The organism is Mesorhizobium sp. M0991, assembly GCF_040318915.1.
GTDB lineage: Bacteria > Pseudomonadota > Alphaproteobacteria > Rhizobiales > Rhizobiaceae > Mesorhizobium.
Genome location: NZ_JAMYNE010000089.1, coordinates 1 through 2,535, shown reverse-complemented (window position 1 = coordinate 2,535; position 2,535 = coordinate 1). Strand labels below are relative to the sequence as shown.

The following is a 2,535-nucleotide window of genomic DNA, read 5'->3' as shown; positions in this document are numbered from 1 at the left end:
CGTAAGCGCCAAGCTGACCCCATCTGGCGCGGCTTGAGGTGATGAGCGAGACATACTGACACTGAAGCAAGGAGCCGAGGAGCTTGCAGTGTCAATTTCTATGTCTGCGCCTATGCCTGATGATAGAAGTTTCCATGTTCTTGAAGCGGTTGCCAACCGACTGGAGGCAAGCCCGCAGCGTCCGCGCCGGCGCTGGTCGGCGGAAGCGAAGTCGCGGCTGATCGAGGCGACACTGAAGCCGGGCGCGAATGTATCGGCCATTGCCAGACAGGCGGGGATGGCGCCGGCCCAGCTGTTCGGCTGGCGGAGCAAGGCGATCAAGAGCGGTGCGGTCACGCCACACAGGGATGCGGAGCGGCTCGGCTTTGTCGAGGTCACGCCGACAGCGTCTGCGTCGGTGGAGATCGAGCTGGGTGGCGTGGTCATTCGCGCCGGTGCCGATATCAATGAGGAGCAGCTGGTGCGGATTATCCGGGCGGTTCGCCAGGCATGATCCTGGCTGGCGTGAAGGTGTTGCTCGCCAGTCATCCCGTCGATTTTAGAAAAGGTCCCGACGGCCTTTTGGCACTGGTGCGCGATGCCGGCTCGGATCCATTCAACGGCGCACTTTATGTATTCCGCGCCAAAAGAGCGGACAGGATCAAGATCGTCTGGTGGGACGGCAGCGGCGTGTGTCTTTATGCCAAGCGGCTGGATGAGGCGAAGTTCTGCTGGCCGCGGATCGGCCACCACCGGGTCCAGCTCAATCATGCTCAGCTCATGGCTCTGGTTGAGGGAATGGACTGGAAACGGGTTCGAACGGAGACCGTCAGGCGGCCGCAATCGGTTGGGTAAAACCCTGCGGCATGATGAATCAGGGGCCTGAAAACGCGGGAAAATTGCCCGCGAATATGCTCTGATTTTGGCCATGTCGGCACCCGATCTCGCGCTCCCGGACGACGTTGACGCGCTCAAGGCGATGGTTGTTGCCATGGCCGAAAAAGCCGCCGGTCTGGAAGAGCGTAATGCCGATCTCGAAGCCCACAATACGCATCTCGAGTTGGTCAACAAGAGCGCCGAGGAGCGGATCGCACGACTGACGGCGGTGGTGAAGATGCTGGAGCGGTCGCGCTTCGGCAGCCGCTCCGAAAGGTTGCGGGCCGGTGCGCTGAGCGAGGAGCAGTACGCTCTGGTCTTCGACGAGATCGAAACCGGCGTGGCGGCCATCCAAGCGCAGATGGAGAAGTCTGCGGGCGGCTCGAAAGCGAAGCGCGCCCCGCGCCCTCGCAAAGGCTTTGCGGCCCATCTCGAACGGGTCGAGGTGGTCATCGAGCCCGAAACGCCTGCTGGCTGCGAAGCGCTGGAAAAGATCCTGATCGGCGAGGACGTCTCCGAACGGCTCGATGTCACCCCGGCGAAGTTCCGGGTGATCGTTACGCGTCGCCCCAAATATGCCTACAAGGGTTGGGACGGCGTCATCCAGGCAGCCGCGCCCGCCCGCATCATCGAAAGCGGCATTCCGACCGAAGCGCTGCTGGCGCAGATCGCGGTGTCGAAATACGCCGATGGCCTGCCGCTCTACCGCCAGGAAGCGATCTATGCCCGCGATCAGGTCGAGATCGACCGGTCACAGATGGCGCAGTGGATGGGCAAGCTCGGCTTCGAGCTCGAGCCGCTCGCCGATTACGCACTGGCTCGCATCAAGCAGGGGGAGCGGGTCTTCGCCGATGAGACCACGCTGCCAACGCTGGCGCCGGGATCTGGCAAGGCCAAGACGGCCTACCTCTGGACCTATGTCCGCGATGATCGGCCCTTTGGCGGCAGTGGACCGCCCATCGTCGCCTACCGCTTCGAAGACAGCCGCGCCGGCGAATGTGTCGCCCGTCATCTGGACGGCTATCGCAGCATCCTGCAAGTCGACGGATACGCCGCCTATAACCGGCTGGCCCGATCCGATCGGGGCAATGACGGCGTGATGCTGGCGGCGTGCTGGTCGCACGTGCGGCGCAAGTTCTACGAACTGCATGCCGCAGGCTCCTCCGTTATCGCCTCGCAGACGGTGGCGCAGATGGCCCCACTGTGGGCCGCCGAGGAGGCCGTACGCGGCCAGGACCCGGCAGTACGGATAACTGCGCGTCAGGAGAAATCCGCCGTCATCGTTGCCGCTCTCTTTGCGCTGTGGGAAAAGGAGCTGCCCAAGCTGTCGGGAAAATCGAAGCCGGCCGAGGCGATCCGCTATGCACTCGGCCGGCGTGCCGCGCTGGAGCGCTTCCTCACTGACGGCCGGATCGAAATCGACTCCAACACCGTCGAGCGCGCCATTCGGCCGCAGACAATTACCCGAAAGAACAGCCTCTTCGCGGGCAGCGACGGCGGCGGACGGACATGGGCCACCATCGCCACCCTGCTGACCACCGCCAAGATGAATCAGGTCGATCCGCACGCCTGGCTCACCCTGACCCTCGAGCGCATTGCCAATGGCTGGCCAAACAGCGATATCGACGCCCTCATGCCATGGAATTACCAGCGCTGAACGGCCTCAGCTGCCCGCTTACG

3 protein-coding genes are annotated in these 2,535 nt (G+C 63.4%); all 3 read left to right on the top strand.

All coding sequences use genetic code 11. From position 1 onward, the window contains the following. The first annotated feature begins 112 nt into the window (after positions 1–112). The 3 genes from NKH70_RS35570 to tnpC all read left to right on the top strand — a co-directional run bounded on the left by NKH70_RS35570 (position 113) and on the right by tnpC (position 2,512). A complete protein-coding gene (locus NKH70_RS35570) occupies positions 113–493 on the top strand; it encodes a transposase (protein ID WP_245274633.1) in 381 nt (126 codons plus the stop codon). Further along, complete coding sequence (gene tnpB, locus NKH70_RS35565; RefSeq protein ID WP_353027464.1) at positions 490–834, top strand: IS66 family insertion sequence element accessory protein TnpB; 345 nt, start codon at positions 490–492, stop codon at positions 832–834. The genes NKH70_RS35570 and tnpB overlap by 4 nt, the downstream gene beginning before the upstream one ends. 73 nt (positions 835–907) lie before the next feature. After that, positions 908–2,512: an IS66 family transposase gene (tnpC, locus tag NKH70_RS35560; protein WP_353027463.1), complete on the top strand. Its 1,605-nt coding sequence runs from the start codon at positions 908–910 to the stop codon at positions 2,510–2,512. The last annotated feature ends 23 nt before the right edge of the window (positions 2,513–2,535 follow it).

Coding starts and splice junctions, on each gene's coding strand:
- NKH70_RS35570 (WP_245274633.1), top strand. CDS start 113: ATGCCTGATGATAGAAGTTTCCATGTTCTTGAAGCGGTTGCCAACCGA.
- tnpB (WP_353027464.1), top strand. CDS start 490: ATGATCCTGGCTGGCGTGAAGGTGTTGCTCGCCAGTCATCCCGTCGAT.
- tnpC (WP_353027463.1), top strand. CDS start 908: ATGTCGGCACCCGATCTCGCGCTCCCGGACGACGTTGACGCGCTCAAG.